Source organism: Rothia sp. HMSC072E10, assembly GCF_001813965.1.
GTDB lineage: Bacteria > Actinomycetota > Actinomycetes > Actinomycetales > Micrococcaceae > Rothia > Rothia mucilaginosa_A.
This window is the reverse complement of the sequence record NZ_KV814486.1, coordinates 121,356-136,832: the sequence shown is the minus strand read 5'-3', so window position 1 is coordinate 136,832 and position 15,477 is coordinate 121,356. Positions and strand designations below refer to the sequence as shown.

13 protein-coding genes are annotated in these 15,477 nt (G+C 59.9%); 5 read left to right on the top strand and 8 right to left on the bottom strand.

Annotation, left to right across the window (positions count from 1 at the left end; translation table 11 throughout):
* The first annotated feature begins 65 nt into the window (after positions 1-65).
* Complete coding sequence (locus HMPREF2944_RS02195) at positions 66-980, top strand: 1,4-dihydroxy-2-naphthoate polyprenyltransferase (RefSeq protein ID WP_070680060.1); 915 nt, start codon at positions 66-68, stop codon at positions 978-980.
* A 111-nt stretch (positions 981-1,091) separates the two neighbouring features.
* A complete protein-coding gene (locus HMPREF2944_RS02190; RefSeq protein WP_083313051.1) occupies positions 1,092-1,544 on the top strand; it encodes a PLD nuclease N-terminal domain-containing protein in 453 nt (150 codons plus the stop codon).
* Between the two features lie 98 nt (positions 1,545-1,642).
* Here HMPREF2944_RS02190 and HMPREF2944_RS02185 read toward each other — a convergent pair whose 3' ends face one another.
* The 4 genes from HMPREF2944_RS02185 to HMPREF2944_RS02175 all read right to left on the bottom strand — a co-directional run bounded on the left by HMPREF2944_RS02185 (position 1,643) and on the right by HMPREF2944_RS02175 (position 6,234).
* The gene (locus HMPREF2944_RS02185) at positions 1,643-2,332 is read right to left on the bottom strand and encodes a histidine phosphatase family protein (RefSeq protein WP_049331726.1); all 690 of its coding nucleotides are present in this window, start codon (positions 2,330-2,332) and stop codon (positions 1,643-1,645) included.
* Positions 2,333-2,427: 95 nt separating this feature from the next.
* Positions 2,428-2,526: a 30S ribosomal protein bS22 gene (locus tag HMPREF2944_RS08950; protein WP_005504750.1), complete on the bottom strand. Its 99-nt coding sequence runs from the start codon at positions 2,524-2,526 to the stop codon at positions 2,428-2,430.
* Between the two features lie 251 nt (positions 2,527-2,777).
* The gene (locus HMPREF2944_RS02180; protein ID WP_070680057.1) at positions 2,778-4,892 is read right to left on the bottom strand and encodes an FCD domain-containing protein; all 2,115 of its coding nucleotides are present in this window, start codon (positions 4,890-4,892) and stop codon (positions 2,778-2,780) included.
* 85 nt (positions 4,893-4,977) lie between these two features.
* A complete protein-coding gene (locus HMPREF2944_RS02175; RefSeq protein WP_070680054.1) occupies positions 4,978-6,234 on the bottom strand; it encodes an ArsR/SmtB family transcription factor in 1,257 nt (418 codons plus the stop codon).
* A gap of 503 nt (positions 6,235-6,737) precedes the next feature.
* Here HMPREF2944_RS02175 and HMPREF2944_RS02170 point away from each other — a divergent pair.
* Complete coding sequence (locus HMPREF2944_RS02170; RefSeq protein ID WP_070680051.1) at positions 6,738-8,387, top strand: TrkH family potassium uptake protein; 1,650 nt, start codon at positions 6,738-6,740, stop codon at positions 8,385-8,387.
* Positions 8,380-9,042, top strand: a complete 663-nt coding sequence (locus HMPREF2944_RS02165) for a potassium channel family protein (RefSeq protein WP_049331713.1) — start codon at positions 8,380-8,382, stop codon at positions 9,040-9,042. Before HMPREF2944_RS02170 ends, HMPREF2944_RS02165 begins: the two co-directional genes overlap by 8 nt.
* 215 nt (positions 9,043-9,257) lie before the next feature.
* Here HMPREF2944_RS02165 and proC read toward each other — a convergent pair whose 3' ends face one another.
* The gene (proC, locus tag HMPREF2944_RS02160) at positions 9,258-10,103 is read right to left on the bottom strand and encodes a pyrroline-5-carboxylate reductase (RefSeq protein WP_070680049.1); all 846 of its coding nucleotides are present in this window, start codon (positions 10,101-10,103) and stop codon (positions 9,258-9,260) included.
* 371 nt (positions 10,104-10,474) lie between these two features.
* Here proC and HMPREF2944_RS02155 point away from each other — a divergent pair, with 371 nt between their 5' ends.
* Complete coding sequence (locus HMPREF2944_RS02155) at positions 10,475-11,884, top strand: chloride channel protein (RefSeq protein WP_070680046.1); 1,410 nt, start codon at positions 10,475-10,477, stop codon at positions 11,882-11,884.
* Between the two features lie 76 nt (positions 11,885-11,960).
* Here the strand turns inward: HMPREF2944_RS02155 and HMPREF2944_RS09345 are convergent, their stop codons facing one another.
* The 3 genes from HMPREF2944_RS09345 to HMPREF2944_RS02140 all read right to left on the bottom strand — a co-directional run bounded on the left by HMPREF2944_RS09345 (position 11,961) and on the right by HMPREF2944_RS02140 (position 15,436).
* Entirely contained in the window at positions 11,961-12,509 is a 549-nt protein-coding gene (locus tag HMPREF2944_RS09345; RefSeq protein ID WP_070680441.1) for a DUF6609 family protein, read from the bottom strand.
* Positions 12,510-12,733: 224 nt separating this feature from the next.
* On the bottom strand, positions 12,734-14,290 hold the full coding sequence (locus tag HMPREF2944_RS09340) for a DUF6609 family protein (RefSeq protein ID WP_246826237.1): 1,557 nt from the start codon (positions 14,288-14,290) through the stop codon (positions 12,734-12,736).
* Positions 14,291-14,470: 180 nt separating this feature from the next.
* The gene (locus HMPREF2944_RS02140) at positions 14,471-15,436 is read right to left on the bottom strand and encodes a Ppx/GppA phosphatase family protein (protein ID WP_070680042.1); all 966 of its coding nucleotides are present in this window, start codon (positions 15,434-15,436) and stop codon (positions 14,471-14,473) included.
* Positions 15,437-15,477: the final 41 nt, after the last annotated feature.

Below are 15,477 nucleotides of genomic sequence, written 5' to 3'. Positions count from 1 at the left end.
GCGCCGTCCCGTACCTCCCGTAGCCCTCCTCACCGCAAACGCATCAACCCCTGGAAGGAACCCCCGTGGCCACTGCCGCTCAATGGATTGAAGGCGCGCGCCTGCGCACCCTGCCGCTTGCCGTCGCTCCCATTATTGCCGGTTCGGCCGCTGCCTACGAGATTGGCGAGTACAAGCCGCTGTACGCCTTCCTGGCCTTCCTGGTCGCGTTTTTCCTGCAGGTGGGCGTGAACTACGCCAACGACTACTCCGACGGCATTAAGGGTACCGACGAAGACCGCGTGGGGCCCCTGCGTCTGGTCGGTTCGGGCGTGGCCAGCCCCCGTTCGGTCAAGTACGCCGCATTCGCGTGCTTCGGTGCGGCAATGCTGGCGGGCCTGGTGCTGGTGGCCCTGGCAAACCAGTGGTGGTTCCTGGCGATTGGCGCCTCGAGCGTCTTTGCGGCCTGGGGCTACACGGGCGGCAAGCACCCCTACGGCTACATGGGCCTGGGTGACGTGTTCGTCTTCGTCTACTTTGGTCTGGTCGCCACCCTGGGCACCCTCTACACGCAGGCCCACACGCTGACCCTGCTGGGCTGGGTGGGGGCTATCGGTATTGGCCTGATTTCCTGCGCACTGCTCATGGCGAATAACGTGCGTGACATCCCCACCGATATCGAGGCCGGCAAGCTGACCCTTGCGGTGCGCCTGGGCGAGCGCTGGTCGCGCGTCGCCTACATCGCGGAGATGGCCCTCGCGCTGCTCCTGACCGTCCTGCTGCTCGACCAGAACCCCTGGTTCATGCTGGTCTTCGTGCTCGTGGGCCCGACCGTTCACTCCTGCACGACTGTGTGGATGCGTGGTGGCCGCGAGCTGATTCCCGTGCTGAAGCAGGCTGGCATCGTGGCGCTCGTGTACTCGGTGCTCCTGGCGCTGGCCGTGTGGCTGGGTTCGCTGGATATCATCAGCCACGAAATTCAGGTGTTCACCGGCTACTAAGCCGCCGGAGCCCTCCCAAAGTTTTGTCGTTTCGATACCGCACGGCAGCGGTGAATCAGTCCTGAGCTGACTCGCTTTTGGCGACGACCCGCGATATGTCATAGTGGTTCTATGTTTCGAGCCATGCTGATTATTGGTGCGGGCGCCCTCGTGGTGGGCCTGACCATCTACGCCCTTCTGAATGCTGTGCGCACCCCCGCGCGCGAGGAGCGTACCCTGCCCAAGTGGCTGTGGGTTCTTGTCACCCTGTTCTTCCCTGTGGTGGGTCCCGTGCTGTGGTTGCTGCTGGGCCGCCCCAAGCGGGAGCGCGGCGCCCGCGGCTCTATCTCTCTGCCCGGCGCGGCTCAGCGAGGCAACGCCCCCTCGATGGCTTCCCCCGACGACGATGAGGCCTACCTGCGCTGGCTCAAGGCGAAGGCCGAGCGCGAACGCGCCAGCCGCGAGGCGGAGCGCGCATCTCGAGAAGCCGGCACCGACGGGCACGAGGATTCTAACCCCGAACATAAACGGTCCGAAAATGAAGGGACCGAAGGCGAACGTCCGGAGGACGACCCGAGCCGATAGCCCGGTACGATTCCCCATTCTTAACGCAGGCTGCGGGGCGCATCCCTCAATGGATGCGCCCCGCAGCCTTAGCTATACCCGCGAATAACGCGCGTGACTTAGCTTCCGGGAAGCTGGATAACGCCACCGTACAGCGGTGCGGCTGGCTCGGAGTAGCCCGCGAAGCGCGGCATCTCGTGCTCGAAGTCCACGGTGCTGAACGCGAGGGTCGTAATCGAGGCGAGGTTGCACTCGCGGGAACGCGGGTCGTGCTGCAGCAGGCGACCCTCCACACCCAGGCGGGTAATCCAGATCGGCAGCTGGTGCGAGACGATGATCGCCTCCGCACCCTCGCCGCCGATTTCGTAGGCGCGACGGGCGGCGTCCTGAACGGCCGCGGCCATGCGGCGTACCTGCTCCAGGTAGGACTCGCCCCAGGAGGGACGGGCCGGGTTGTAGAGCTTCGTCCAGTGACGCGGGTTGCGCAGAAGCTCCTGCGCGTTCACGTGCAGGCCCTCAAAGTAGTTATCGGCCTCGATGACGCGTTCGTCAGGCTGGGCGGTCAACCCCAGCAGCTCCTCGACGGGTGCGGCCGACTCGCGGGTGCGCTGCAGGGGTGAGCAGACCAGGTGCACGAAGCGGGCGCCGTCTTCAGCGCGTGCCGCGAACTCCTCGGCGCTCAGACGCACCATCTGCCGGCCCTTCTCGGACAGGCGGTAACCGGGAAGGCGGCCGTACACGATACGCTCGGGGTTGTGCACCTCACCGTGGCGCATGAGATGAACTTTAACGGTGTGAGTTTCAGTCATGGGTCCAGTCTCTCAGATAGCGGCCCCCACCCCCAAACAGCGAGAACGCGAAAGCCCCGCTCCTCGTGCAAGAGGGCGGGGCTGAAGAAGCCTATTTACTTCTTGTTGCGGCGCTGGTGGCGGGTCTTACGAAGCAGCTTGCGGTGCTTCTTCTTGGACATACGCTTGCGGCGCTTCTTGATAACGGAACCCATAGGATTTCCTCACTTTACTCGTACCCGGCCGAGCCATTCGACTCGGTAGCTACCCGGGAATATGTATACCGGTATAACCGATCCGGAACGCATTTTAGGCACAGAAATACCCTGCGTTTCGGAGCGCTACCTACCTAGAGTACTAGGTTTGCACCCATTTTCACCATTCGAGAGCCGGTTTTGAGGAGTTTTTCCCCGTTTTTCCGGATCTTCCCGGGGCTAAGCCGGGCTAAAACGGTGTTTCCGAAAGCCTAGCGACGCTTCTTCTTGGACTTCTTCGAGCCCTTGGAACGGCCCCTCGACAGGGCGGAGCCAGAGGTGTGATCCGAAGAAGCGGCATCGGCATTTGCGGGTGCGGAGGTTTCGCCGGGCTCAGTAGTTTCCTCGGGCTCGGAGGTTTCGCCGGGCTCGACGGATTCGACCGGCTCTGCCTCGGAGCCCTCCACCGCGGGCTCCTCGAGGGCGCCAGAATCAGCGGTAGCGAGCTCGGGCTCCTCATCGGCGGAGTCCTCGGATGCGGCGGCGTGGAAAGCCTTGAGACGCTCGGCGCGCTCGGCCTCGGCACGGGCCAGGGCCTCGGCGTCCGGTGCGGTTACCTTCTCCTCGGCGTCCTTTTCTTCAGCCGGTTCGGGGGCCTGCTCCTCGTCACCGCGCGAGGCGGGCTCGTACACGTCCACACCGAAGAATCGCTTCATCTTGGACAGCAGACCGCGGCGCTCCGGCTCCTGATCCTGCTCGTGCGGGAGCATCGCGTAGGTATCTTGAAGCGTCGCGGCCGCCTCTAGACGGTTCGAGGGCTCGGCCGAGGGCTCCTCATGCGCCTGCTGAGCGGCCGGCTGGGCGGACTCGGGGGCGGCGGTCTTCCGAGCGGGTGCCTCCACGCTTTCGCGCGAGGGAGCGCGCAGCACGCGGTCGCCGGAGGAAGCGGCGGGCTCGGCGGCGCGGGACGCAAGCACGCTCGGGGCAACCAGGGTGTGGCTACGGTCCACGGGCTTGATGATGGTGGCGCGCACCGAGGAAATAATCTGGCCGCTACGGCGACGGGACGTACCGGATGCCGCACGCAGAACCTTTGCGGGTTCCGCCGGCTCCTCGGCGGGAGCGGACTGCAGGGTCCGCTGAGCGTCACGGGCATCGGCCCGAGCCGGCTCGGGGGTGTTCTGCGCGGAAAGGTTCTGCGCGGAGCCGCCCTGCCACGGGGCGCCGGCACTCTGCGCGGGCTGGGCTACCTGAGTCTGGGGAGCACGGGTCGCCGTGCGGGGGTGCGGGGTGCCGAAGCTCAGCGGCACATCCGCGCTCACGGAGCGCGCCGGGCGGGCGGGGGCCTCGGCGCGCGGAGACTCGGCCTTCTGGGGCTCGGTCTTCGAGCGGGCGGGCTGCGACTGAACCGACTGTACGGGCTCGGGAGCCTTCACCTCGGCAGGTGCGGGGTCCGAAACCACGGGCGCAACGGTCTCACTCCGGGGTTCCTCCGCGGGACCATCCGAAACGGGCTGCGCATCGCCGGAAACCTCAACGCCGGCAACCGCAAAATCTGCATCCGAGAATGAGGGGTCATCGGCAATGGCCTCGTCGAAATCTTCAACCAGGTCGTCGGCCTCAAAATCCTCCAGCTCAACCGGGGCGAAGGAGGCCGCCGCCGGCTCACCGGGTAGCCCGTTCGCGGAGGTCGCTTCTTCCTCCAGGTCAATGCCCGCCTCGGAATACATGCCGCGTAGCTGGCCAATCACCAGTGCGCGCGCCGTCGCAGCATCGCCGGCTTTCAGGGCCTCGGCAATGGCACGGCTCTCGGCGCGCAGACGCTCCACGGCGCTACTCCACAGCGGCATGCGGCCAACCAGGGAGAGCATCGATTCGAAGCTCGGCTGACGCACGGACGCCAGAAGACCGACCAGTAGCTCGTTGCCGGCGCAACGCATCACCTGGTGGTGGAAGCTCAGCAGAAGCTCCAGGAAATCGCGGATGGACAGGTCGAAGTCTTCCATCTGGGCGAGGACGTCGTCCATCTCGGCAAAGGACGCGGTCTTCGGATCAATACGCGCAATCGCCCAGCTCTCCAGCAGAATTCGTGTCTGCACCAGGTCACGCGTGGGGTAGCGCGAGCTCGACATGTGCAGGCGCAGGGCGGCACTTGCGGCGGCGGCAGGCTCATCACTCAGGTGAACCAGCATCTCCTTGCCACGACCGGTGTAGAGCTGCACCAGGTCCATGTCTTCAAGGGTTCGCAGGGCGTCGCGGGTGCGAGATCGTCCCACGCCAATCGCGCGCGCAATCTCGCTGTCCGTGGGCAGGTCCTGGCCCAGCTGAATATTACCTTCGAACAATTCGTTCTCGAGCCAGCGCAGAATTTTACGATGAATAGCCACGTGTATGCTGTCTTTCGCTTAAAGAGGTGAGTGAGAGTGGGTGTTTGAGGACAGGGGGTAGCGCGCAGGGCGCAGGATGCGTAGGCTAACGGCGGCGGCCACGCAGGAAGCCGAAGAGGCCACCGCGGTGTTCCTTCTCCTTGGACTCCTGGGCGGGGACGTACGCCGAGTTGTAGGCGGGCATCGTCTGGTATTCGGGTTCGCTCTGCTCGGGCTCGGCAGGTGCGGATTCGGGTTCCTCGGGGGTTTCTTCGGAGGCTTCTTCAGAGCCCTCGGCCTGTTCCGACGCCTCTTCTGCCGTCGCAGAATCCTCTGCGGGAGCAGCTGCGGAATCTTCTGCGGGCTCAATTGCAGGAGCCGCTACGGCAGATTCTTCGGAGCGCTCGGAGGAGTCTTCCACGGCAGTGGTTTCCTCAGCTGTGCTTTCCTCGACGATGGGCTGAACCGATCCGCCCACCACGGCAGCGGGGTCGATGCCGTAGGAAGAGGCCGAGTCGAAGCCGTAACCGGAGGACACGGAAACCGCGGGGCTCTCCGTTTTCTCGACGGGCTTTTCGCTCTTTGCGGGTTCCTCGATGGGTTCTGCGGTGGCAGTGGGAGCAACCTGCACCTCGGGTCGGGCGGTGCGGCCCGCATCGTAGCCGTAGGAGGCGGGGGTGAAGGGACGCATCGGGGTGCTGTCTACCGCTTCCTCACGCTCGGGGATGGCCTGAGATTCATAGTCTCGAGTGGTCTCGCTTGCGGCGGCGGGCGATGCTTCGGCGGGTGCCGGGTGCGCCGGGCGGGCGATGATGCGCGTGTTGGGGGTAATGTACTGGGCGCGGGCACGACGGATTCGCTCCTGCTCCAGTTCCTCCGCGGTGGGCTGGGCCTCGGCTGCAGGCTGCTCTGCGGACTGTGCCGCGGGCTTTTCCTCGGGGGCTTCAACAGCCTTGGGCTCGGCGACCTTCTCGGGGTTTTCCTCGGCGACCTTCTCGACTGCCGGCTCGGTGGCGACGGCTTCGGCCTTTTCTGTGGGGGCGTGCTCGCTAGACAAGGTGGCACCGCCGGGCAGGGCCACGGGCGCTTCGCTGGCGCGGCGTGCAATCTGAACCGTCTCGTTAATCCAATCGGTGACGGTTGCGAACACCTCGGGGTTCAGCGAGTAGAGGCGACGCTGCCCCTCCACCGTCACAGAGACGACGTCTGCATCGCGAAGGACTTTAAGGTGCTTTGAGATGGTCGGCTGGCTCATGCTCAGCTTTTCAACAACAGCACCCACCGTATGGGTTTGCTCGGCGAGGATACGCACGATTCGACGACGGGTAGGGTCCGCGATGACAGAAAAAACATCAGAATGCATATAGCGATTATGACATATAAAAGGGGCACCTCAAGCTAAGAATGAGGGTGATGCGGAGAATCCCCTTAAATTTTTTATGCTCTGCACCCCATAAGAACCTCTCGCACGTTCGTTTCGGCTCGTCTTCTCTAGAAATCTCGACCAGATCCACGGCACATGCTCTTTTGATAGCCACCAAACGTTTCAGAGCATTAGAAATTGGGCATACACGGTTATCACGGCAATTTTTAGACAGAATATTCTCATAAGAGAATATAGTGTTTCCCGTGGATTTCTGGAGGTTCCGAGGCTCAATAGCCTTCGAATTCCCAAAAGTGCGAAGGCAAGCCTGCAGAAGAACCATCGGCCCCGCGCGAAGGCTCCCGCATCGTGTGCCTTCGCTCCTGTCCATCGCCTCGGTTCTGAACGCCCGGCGCGATACACTAGGAAGGCACCATTTTGTGCTTTTCTCTATCCTCGCACCCGCATCGCGCACCCCGTCCACGAGCTCATGAAGGAGGCGCATGGGAAACATATTCCGTCCCCCCCGGCGCCGTCCTCGACGCCCTTATCGCGGTCGCAACGGCTCGCAGAATCTTCTCAACCCCCGCTGGAGCTCCCTCAGCGGTATTCAGCATAAGTACCGCCCCGGCGAGCATAACGAGAGCTACCGCGAGCGCATCGAAGAGCTTGAAGGCCTGAGCGTCCTCGCGAGCGTCCCGGGTCTCAAATTGGACAGGTTGCCCGCGTTACGCGACCGTCACGAGCACTCCGGTACCCGCCGTCAGCCGAAGGGCCCTCTCGGGTTCAACCGGTATACCCTCGAACGCTTCCGCGATTTCATTGACGCAACCGTTCTATCCTCGCCCTCGCGTACCGCAATCGGCGCGTTCCTTCTGGTCATCATCTTCTTCACGCTTGCCCTGTTGCTGCCCATCTCTTCCAACGATGGGCAGCCGGCCCCCTTCCACCATGCCTTCTTTACCTCTACCAGCGCGGTAACCGTTACGGGTCTGACCACCGTCTCCACCGCCGAGCAGTGGTCAACCTTCGGACAGGCCATGATTTTGGTGGCCTGCCAGGTGGGCGGTCTGGGTACTCTGACCATCACCTCTCTGCTGGCACTAGCCATCGGCCGCAAGATGGGCCTGCGCACCAAGCTCATCGCGCAGGAAGACCTGAACATCAGCCGTCTCGGCGAGGTCGGCGGCATCGTCAAGAGCGTTTCCTATGCTTCCTTCTCCATTGAGGCGATCATTGCGCTCGTGCTGATTCCGCGTTTCCTGACCCTGGGTGAAGACCCCTTTCAAGCCATCTGGCACAGCATTTTCTACTCTGTCTCGGCCTTCAACAATGCCGGTTTCACCCCACACTCCGACGGCATTGTGCCCTACGGCCACGATCTTTTCCTACTCGTACCCATCTGTATTGCCGTGTTCCTGGGGTCGCTCGGTTTCCCCGTTTTCATTGCGATTCAGCGCAATCCTTTCCGCCCCCGGCACTGGTCGCTCACGGCTAAGCTGACCGTCGTCACGACCCTGTTCTTTTTCGTCTTTGGCGCGTTCTTCTGGGGTCTTTTCGAGTGGAATAACCCCGCCACCATCGGCGGCTACTCCCCCGGAGAGAAGGTTCTCAACGCGATATTCGCCTCCGTGATGATGCGTTCGGGCGGCTTCAACCTGGTCGACATGAGCAGTATCGCCCCCGTCTCCACGCTCCTGACGGATATGCTCATGTTCATTGGCGGCGGCTCCGGCTCCACCGCGGGCGGCGTGAAGGTCACCACCATCGCGGTCATTGCCCTGTCGATTCTTGCCGAAGCGCGAGGCGATCAGAAGGTCGTCGCGTTCAACCGCACCATCCCCGAGTCCTCCCTGCGCATTGCTATCTCCGTGATTGTTATGGGTGCTACCGTGGTGGGTGTTGGCTCAGCGGCAATTCTGATTATTAGCGGCGCGGACCTCAAGGAAGTAATCTTCGAGGTCATCTCTGCCTTCGCGACCTGCGGCCTCTCAGACGGCCTCTCCTCCAACCTGCCGCCGTCGGGCATCTACGTTCTCAGCGTGCTGATGCTCATCGGCCGTGTGGGTACAACAACCGCCGCGACCGGCCTGGCGCTACGTTCACGCCGCCGCCTCTACAAGTTCCCCGAAGAAAGGCCCACCATTGGCTAGTGCACATAACGATCCCGTCCTCGTGATTGGCCTGGGCCGCTTCGGTTCCGCGGTGGCCGCCCAGCTGCGCGTGCAGAACAAGGAGGTCCTCGCGATTGAGAAGGACCCCGAGCTGGTGCAGAAGTGGTCGGGCGTGCTGACCCACGTGGTCTCTGCAGACGCGACCGATATCGACACCCTGCACCAGTTGGGTGCAGATGATTTCGGGTCCGCCGTGGTGGGTGTGGGCACCTCGATTGAGGCGTCCGTGCTCATTACCGCAAACCTCGTGGACCTGGGCGTGGAACGCATCTGGGCGAAGGCCATCACCCCCGCGCACGGCAAGATTCTGGAGCGCATCGGCGCGCACCACGTGGTCTACCCGGAGGCGGACGCCGGCCGCCGCGCCGCGCACCTGGTCTCGGGCCGTCTGCTGGACTACATCGAGTTTGACGACGACTTCGCCATCGCGAAGATGCGCCCGCCGAAGGAGACCCACGGCTTTACGCTGGCCGAGTCGGATATTCGCGCCAAGTACGGCGTGTCCGTGGTCGGTATCAAGTCCCCCGGCGAGGACTTCACCTACGCGGACGCCACGACTCGTATTCACTCGCGCGATATTCTGATTGTGTCCGGTCAGGTGGACCTGATTGAGCGCTTTGCGGCGCGGCCCTAAGAGCGCTATTAGAGCGCGGTGTTGGAGCGGGAACGCGAGGGCGCGGTGGGTTACTTTTCCCCGCTCCGCGACGGTTATTCTCCCAGCTCCACTGATTTTGAGCGGCCCGCATTTGAAACATAGAAAACAGCCTCTTCCCGAAGTTCCGGGAAGAGGCTGTTTTCATAGTTTCACCCAGTAGTTTTACCCAGCGCGGGCGACGCTACCGAGCGGTATTAGTCCCCGTCAGCGGTGTACAGCTGGCTCATTTCCGCCGAACGCTCCGCGCAGGCGCGCATCGCCTGCTCGGTCAGCTGGAAGAGGCCACCGTCCACGAAGGTGTTCAGCGCACGCTCGGTGGTGCCGTTCGGGCTGGTCACTGCGCGGCGCAGGGCGGGCGCATCCGGGTTGGTGTCGAGCAGGAAGCCCGCACCGGCAACGGTTGCGCTGGCGAGCTTGAGGGCGGTGTCTGCGTCCAGGCCGAGCTTCTCGCCGGCGGCGGCCATCGCCTCCGCGAGCAGGAACGCGTAGGCCGGGCCCGAGCCGGAGACGGCGGTGACCGCGTCCATCTGGTCCTCGCGCACCTCGACGACCAGGCCGACGGTGCCCAGAACCTCTTCGACGAGCTTCTTCTGCTCGTCCTTCACCGTGTCGGTGGCGGAGATGGCGAGCACGCCCTTGCCCACGGAGGAGGGAGTGTTCGGCATACAGCGAACAATGGGCTGACCTGCGGGAAGGCACTCGGCGAGGGTTTCGAGGGTCACGCCAGCAGCAACGGACACCACAACAGCGTTAGGCGCGAGGGCGGGTGCGATATCGCGGGCAAGCTCGACGATGCCGTAGGGCTTCACGCCGAGCAGCACAACGTCCGCGTGGGCGGTTGCCCTATGGTTGCCGTCGGCTTCGCCGCCGGTGGTGATGATTTCTACCTTGTCGCCGAGGCGCTTGGCGAGGGCGGCGCGGGATTCTTCGCTACGCACGGTGGCGCGGATGTGTGCGGGGTCGTGGCCGGCTGCGAGCAGACCCGCGGCGATGGAGCCGTTCATGGAGCCGGTGCCGAGAAAAGCAATAGTTGCGGTCATCGTTGATCCTTCCTAATGGGGTGCCTGCGCCCGGCGGCTACTTTGCACAGTGTGCGGCGGGCGCATGGAGGCGTACCCTTCCAGCTTAGCGGGTGCGGGTGGTTTGGGGCACACCGAACCAACGCGTGAAAGCCGAGAATTGATGCGCCGACCCCGTGGACGAGGCTCGTGTTGCCATCCGAAACCGGGTTTTCGCGTTGCCTCCGTTGCTGAGGCGCAAAAAGCGCGGGCGTAAAATTAAATCGGCTTTGTCTCCCCCGATTTCGCTGCGGTTTCCATCCGGTTTGCGCCACAGCTTTCGCTGCGATTCGCGTGGGTTGTGAAGCCTCAACCCAACACACAGCACGCAACACGCAAACCCCTTTTTTTCTATGTCTTCTCATACTGGTTCTTCCTCGAATTCTTCCTCAAATAGCCCGCAGAATTCTGCGGGTTCCCGTTCTTTTTCGTTTCGCCTCCTGCTGGGGCTGACCCTTGCCGCGCTGGTCACGGGCGTGTTCAGCGGCTTGGGTGCGATTGCTCTACATTATGTTCTGGACTTTATGCAGGAGCTAACTTTCGGTCAGGCTGAGGGTCATCACCCGATGGTGACTGACGGTGCTGACCCGGCGCGCCGTGCGCTGGTGCTGGCAGCTCTGGGCCCGTTCGTGGCGCTGGTTTGGTATTACCTGCAGTCGGGCGGTCGGCGCGTGGTGAGCGTGAAGGCGCAGATTGCGGGTGCTACCGAGGAAGACCTTAAGCCCCCGCTGTGGCGGCAGATTTCCCATTCGGTGATTCAGATTGTTGCGGTGGGTGCGGGCTCTCCCGTGGGTAAGGAGGTCGCGCCTCGTGAGCTGGGTGCTTTGGCCGCGGGTCGGTGCGCGCGTCTGCTGGAGCGTATTGGCGGCACCCGTCCGGATGGTTCGCTACTGCTGGGCGATCGCGAGCGTCGCCTGCTGGTGGCGGCGGGTGCGGCATCCGGCCTGGCGGCTGTGTATCAGGTGCCGATTGGCGGCCTGGTGTACCTCATCGAGGCGATGGCCGCGGGTCTGAGCCTGCGGTCGCTGTATGTGGGTGCGGTGACGGTGTGGACGGCGACGATCACGGCGAACCTGGTGATTGTCAATGAGCCGACGTACCCGGTGCCGCAGCTTCCGTTGGATGGGACGACGCTGACCGTGGCGGCGTTGACGGGTGTGGTGTTGACTCCGCTGGCGTTGGGTTTTAGGGCGCTGTCGCAGCGTGCGGAGAAGATTAAGGCGAAGAATCGTTCTCTTCTGTGGCGTATTCCTGTGGCGTTTGCGCTGGTCGCGGTGGTTTCGCTGTGGCTTCCGGAGATTCTGGGTAATGGTCGTCTGCTGACTCAGCACACGCTTAATGTGTCGTTGGATGCGGCGGCTGGCGGTCTGTCTGCGGTGGCGGCCTGGTATGTGGTGGCTCTGTGCGTGGCGAAGGCTGCCGTGGTGCTGTTGAGCCTGCGTTCGGGCTCGTACGGTGGCACGCTGACGCCGGGTTTGGCGTTGGGTGCGGCGGCCGCGTTTAGCGTTGCGGCGCTGGTACTGTGGGCGTTCCCTGCTTTGGGCGGGGTGCCTGGTGGCGCGTCGATGGTGTTGTATGCGGCGGCGTTGACGGGTACGGCGGCGTTCTTGGGTATTTCGATGAATGCGCCGCTGTCTGCGCTGACTCTGTTGATTGGTTTTACGGGTCAGGGTGCGAGTGCGTGGCTGCCGATGGCGGTTGCGGTGGGTACGGCGGTGCTGACCCGCTGGGCGTGGACGCGGGCGTTCGGAGCCAAGAAGTAGATTGCAGAAATAGGGGCGGCCCCGGATGCATGTGTGCGTCCGGGGCCGCCCTGATTTGTTGTGCCGAAGAACTGCCTTAAATTTGCTTTGACGGCTTTGAAAGGAATAGCAGATAGACTCCGAAGATGATCTTAATCGCCGCGTCGATATATGCGATTACTTCTAACGGAATGTTGGTAAAAATATATCCTGCAAACACGTTGATGGCACAGGCGAGACCCAGGTATATCATTGACTTTCCATGCACAAAATAGTATGGGAAGAAATGTAGCGCGGTTGCCATCAACGCTCCAAGCCAAATCAGTCTCCAATTTTCAGTTGCGAAGAATGGGCCGCCCAGCAAAACCATCAAGACAAATAATAAAATAACGGCACGTGAAGATACTTTCTTTTGAAATTCGCTCGAAGGGCCATCGGCTAGTCTATTCAGCACCTTTTTATTCATGTTGATTGAGAAAAAGCTGACGACGTAGCCGATACTGAATACCTGCATGTTTATTATTTGCTTTCCTCCAGCCAAGGTGGCTATTGCTATAACTACCGCCACCGCAATTAGCCACAGCCCACAGGCCCTCTTGTAATTAAATTCTAACTTTTCGTCTTTGTTATAGCTTAGAAAAGCCATCGATACCTCCAATAGCATCTCGTAAAATTATTTCTCTTGTCGCGCCACTAAATTTTAATATGAAAAGATTCTGCAATATGTCAATATAGTCCAGTCATTCTGTCTGTTAATTACACCCTCTGTAATTATATCAGCATGACAATATGGAGTCCGTCAAATAGCGAAAAGCAGCCCCGGATGCGCGTACACCCGGGACTGCTCTTTAGCGCATCAAAATCTGCGTCTTATACTTGCTTCGATGGCTTTGAAAGAAATAGTAGGTAAATTCCAAACATGAACTTAATTGCCGTATCAATATATGCAATTACCTCTAATGAAATGTCAGTGCAGACATAACCCACGAAAATATTAATGGCACAGATAAGACCCAGGTATATCATTGATTTTCCATGCACAAAATAATAAGGGAAGAAATACAGTGCGTCTACCATTAGCACCCCCAACCAAATCAGCCTCCAATTTTCAGTTGCAAAGAATAGGCTACCCAGCAAAGCCATTAAGACAAATAGCAAAATAACAGCACACGAGGATACCTTCTTTTGAAATTCACTCGAAGGTCCATCGGATAGTTTATTCAGCACCTTTTCATTCATGCTAATCAAGAAAAAGCTAATAACGTAGCCAATATTGAATACTAGTATGTTTATTATCTGCTTTCCTCCGGTCAAGGTACCTATGGCTATAACTGCCGCCACCATAATTAACCACAAAACGCATACCTTCTTATCGTTAAATTCTAACTCTTTTATCGACTTGAGCAACTTAGCCCATGAAAATCGCTTCGATTTTTCCTCATCGAGCCCGAAAGCACCAGGGCGATATGCCCCATACATTTTCCATTCCCCATACCTAACCCGACTAACAAAACACAAAATCCAATAAAATGGGAGGAAATAATAGAAAAATAGAATAACTGGAATAAAGAAGTGCAACAACCGCCTTCCTTGAAGCGAATATCCTGGATAATATATCCAATTACGATACTCGCTCTTTAGATATGCGAGACGCACTCGACGCATATTTGGAAAATACCTTGAAAATGACTTAATAGTTTCTTCTTCATTTACTTCAGTTTCTGCACTATGTAGTCGAATAAAGTAATATTCGGCATCCATTTCACCGGAATCTGCTGCATAAACAGACAGAAGCATACTAAAGACATATCCAATGAGAAAGACCACAAACACATCGCTAAAAGCGCTTTGCATACTTATAGGCTTCCAAAGATATTCAATAAATTCCACAAAAATCAACGCAGTCATAAGAATAGCAAAAATATTTTCAAGTATCTTTACCGGCCTAGATTTAAACCATGGCCACAAGGCAAAAAAATCAATTTTTTTAGCTGTTGACATTGCGTATGGAATATTCAGAATTCGCTTCTGAGCACGAATATCTGGACAAGCTGAAAGAACCTTCCTCTCCCAGATTGCACGCTCGAGAGCTGCCGTGCGCGAAGATTCAATTTCCTGGTACTCGTTCAAGTTATCCTCAGTTTTACACGCATCCGAGGTCTTTGCGAGTTCCTTATACCGTTCGGAAACTTCAAGCCATTCTTTATAGCGGGTCAGTTCGGGAGGTGTCCCTTGTTTGGAAAGCTCTATCTGCTGCGTTGTTTTACGAACAGTCAAGACAACACCAGTAATCGCTATAAGTGCTGCAATAACCGTTGCACAAGCAGCAACCAGCGCTTTGCCAATTTCCTGGTCATGAGTCCAATGCCAGTAGTAGTCCCCACCCACTTCGGCAACTACGACATTAGCTAAATATAGTAAGTTCATGGTTTATTACTCATTCCTTTCCGACAACTTTGTTGGTGGATAAACTTCCTAGACAGCCGCGTTTTACATCGCTGTACAGCCGTCAACGTTCACAGATTATCACGAAACAATAAAGTACAACTTGAACCCCGCAGGCGGGTGCCCATTACGCACCAGCCTGCGGGGTTCATCATCATGGGGTTAAGCGCCCAGGAGGGTCTTCGGGTTGACCGGAGTACCCGTACCCTCCGCCAGGTGCTCAATACGCTTCAGGATCAGGCCCTCACGCAGCGCCCACGGGCACACGCGCATCGTCTCAATACCGAACGCCTCCATCGCCGCCTCCGCAGCGATAGCGCCCGCCAGCATCTGCTCCGCACGAGCCTTCGAAACACCCGGCAGGTCAGCACGCTCAGACACCGTCATCGCCTCCATGCGACGAGTCCACAGGCGCAAATCCTGCAGGTGCATCTCACGCTTCACATGCGGGCCCGCCGAATACGGCGCCGCACCGCAAATACGCGCCAACGAACGGAACGTCTTCGACGTACCCACCGTCATATCCGGCGCACCATAACGCAACAGATTCTCCGCCACCGGGGCAATCTGCTCACGCACATACTTACGCAGACGCTTCACCTGCTTCGGCGGCTGCTCATCAAAAAACTCACGCGTCAAACGGCCCGCCCCCAACGGCACGCTCATCGCCGCATCCGGCAACGCATTCGTACCCGTCGAAAACTCGAAAGAGCCGCCACCAATATCAAAATCAAGGATGCGGCCCGCACCCCAACCCTGCCAGCGGCGCACCGCAAAGTACGTAATCGCCGCCTCCTGATCACCCGAAATACCGTTCAGGCTCACGCCGGTCTGCTCACGCACCTGATGCAGCACCGCCGCACCATTACCCGCCTCACGGATAGCGCTCGTGGAGAACGCCAGCAGGTCCTCCGCCTCATTCTCGATAGCGAAGTCGCGGGCGCTGGTCACGAAGCGGGTCAGCGCGTCCGCGCCCTCCTGCGAAATATTGCCCTCAGCTTCGAGGTACTGCACGAGCTGCAGCGGAATCTTGTGCGACGCGTACGGTTCGGGGCGCGCTCCAGGGCTGCCGTCAATCAGTAGCAGGTGAACCGTATTCGACCCGACATCCAGAACTCCCAGGCGCACGATGCGCTCCCCTCCCCCGCCCGCGGCGGGATACTATCTGT

What these genes read in the sequence shown, in the direction of transcription:
- HMPREF2944_RS02190 (WP_083313051.1), top strand. Translation starts at nt 1,092, where the DNA reads ATGTTTCGAGCCATGCTGATTATTGGTGCGGGCGCCCTCGTGGTGGGC.
- HMPREF2944_RS02185 (WP_049331726.1), bottom strand. Translation starts at nt 2,332, where the DNA reads ATGACTGAAACTCACACCGTTAAAGTTCATCTCATGCGCCACGGTGAG.
- HMPREF2944_RS08950 (WP_005504750.1), bottom strand. Translation starts at nt 2,526, where the DNA reads ATGGGTTCCGTTATCAAGAAGCGCCGCAAGCGTATGTCCAAGAAGAAG.
- HMPREF2944_RS02175 (WP_070680054.1), bottom strand. Translation starts at nt 6,234, where the DNA reads ATGCATTCTGATGTTTTTTCTGTCATCGCGGACCCTACCCGTCGTCGA.
- HMPREF2944_RS02170 (WP_070680051.1), top strand. Translation starts at nt 6,738, where the DNA reads ATGGGAAACATATTCCGTCCCCCCCGGCGCCGTCCTCGACGCCCTTAT.
- proC (WP_070680049.1), bottom strand. Translation starts at nt 10,103, where the DNA reads ATGACCGCAACTATTGCTTTTCTCGGCACCGGCTCCATGAACGGCTCC.
- HMPREF2944_RS02155 (WP_070680046.1), top strand. Translation starts at nt 10,475, where the DNA reads ATGTCTTCTCATACTGGTTCTTCCTCGAATTCTTCCTCAAATAGCCCG.
- HMPREF2944_RS09345 (WP_070680441.1), bottom strand. Translation starts at nt 12,509, where the DNA reads ATGGCTTTTCTAAGCTATAACAAAGACGAAAAGTTAGAATTTAATTAC.
- HMPREF2944_RS09340 (WP_246826237.1), bottom strand. Translation starts at nt 14,290, where the DNA reads ATGAACTTACTATATTTAGCTAATGTCGTAGTTGCCGAAGTGGGTGGG.